This window comes from Tepidanaerobacter sp. GT38 (assembly GCF_021991635.1).
Lineage (GTDB): Bacteria > Bacillota > Thermosediminibacteria > Thermosediminibacterales > Tepidanaerobacteraceae > DTU063.
This window is the reverse complement of the sequence record NZ_JAFFJA010000083.1, coordinates 1-1,637: the sequence shown is the minus strand read 5'-3', so window position 1 is coordinate 1,637 and position 1,637 is coordinate 1. Positions and strand designations below refer to the sequence as shown.

The following is a 1,637-nucleotide window of genomic DNA, read 5'->3' as shown; positions in this document are numbered from 1 at the left end:
TTTTAGGTGACATTTTTAAAAGATATTGACAGAGGTTTTTAAATATTTTGTTGTTATTCTGTGATAATGTCATGTTGAATTTATTCTGATAAAATGTCAGGTATGAGAGAGGAGACATTCAACATGACTCAAAAAGAGATAACTCGTCTTAGGGTTATCAATCAAGCTATCGATAAAGTGATTACCATCAGAGAAGCTGCTGAACTCCTCGGCCTCAGTGAACGCCAAGTGATAAGGCTTAAAGGAGGAGTTGAAAAATTTGGCCCCGCGTTCATTATCCACAAAAATAGAGGCCGTAAACCTCAGCATTCTATCCCTGATGACCTTAAATGCAAAATCGTTGAGTTAAAACTTACTAAATACCAAGATGCTAATTTCAACCACTTCGTTGAGCTTTTGGAACTATATGAGAATATCAAAGTCAGTTATTCTTCTACTCATAGAATCTTAACTCAAGCTGGTATTAAAAGCCCTAAAAAACATCGTAAGCTTAAGTCTCACCACAGGAGAAAAAGAAAGCCTCAAAAAGGTATGCTGGTTCAAATTGATGCTTCCCCTCATGTGTGGTTTTTTGGTAAAACACCTTGTGCTCTGCATGGGGCAATAGATGATGCTACCGGTGAGATTCTCGCTCTTTTCTTTGCCCAAAATGAGTGCCTTGAAGGTTATTTTGAAATCATGAGGCAGATTGTTTCTAAATACGGTGTCCCTATGTGTTTATACTGTGATCGTCACTCTATTTTCGTCTCCCCTAATGATGGTAAGCTGTCTATCGAGGAGCAGCTTGAAGGTAAGTATGTTAAACTTACTCAGTTTGGAAAAGCCATGGAGGAACTAGGTGTAAATATCATCAAAGCTTCCTGCCCTCAGGCCAAAGGTCGTATTGAGAAGCTATGGAATACTCTCCAGAGCAGGCTTCCTGTTGAGTTTAAAATCCGGGGAATCGATAGCATTGAAGCTGCTAATGATTTTTTAGCTAAGTTTATTGCTGCTTACAATGAGAAATTCGCAGTTGAGCCTGAAAGTCCTTTGTCTGCCTTTAGGCCTCTTGACACTTCAATTGAGCTTGATTATGTTTTATGCATCAAAGAAGAGCGTACTGTTATTGATGGTGGTGCTTTTTCTTACAAGGGGAAGTATTATCAGCTTGTATCAAAAGGCAAGGGAGAAGTAGCTTTGCCTAAAGCTAAAATTACTGTGCTAAATAGTTCCAGGATAGGTGTTAAAGCTTTATATGGTGGTGTGGTGTATGACACTTTAATTCTGCAAGATCGCCCGAAAAAGAGGGATTTAGAGCGTTCTGAAAAGCAAGCACAAAAGCGTACTCCTGTGAAGCCTGCTGCTGATCATCCATGGCGCAATGCGTCAAATAAAAAGCCCGTGTTCGTGTATGAAGAAACTGATAGTGAGATTCTTGAAATGCTCAATCAGCTCTTCAATTCTACACGAGCATGGGCATAAGCGTAAGAAAATATTCTATTTTAGCATACCCCTTTTGATGGATATTATCAAGGGCTTATTCTCTCATGCTCGTTTTTTCTTTTGCTGTTAAATACAATATTTAACAAATTTGTAACGTGTTTTGTTGTTTTTATTTTATGTCAAAGGTGACATTTTCATAGAATAAAATTACTCTT

Annotated in this window: 1 protein-coding gene; it reads left to right on the top strand. The window is 38.1% G+C overall.

What is annotated here, in order from left to right; all coding sequences use genetic code 11:
• The first annotated feature begins 123 nt into the window (after positions 1 to 123).
• A complete protein-coding gene (locus tag JT739_RS10520; protein WP_237661077.1) occupies positions 124 to 1,461 on the top strand; it encodes an ISNCY family transposase in 1,338 nt (445 codons plus the stop codon).
• Positions 1,462 to 1,637: the final 176 nt, after the last annotated feature.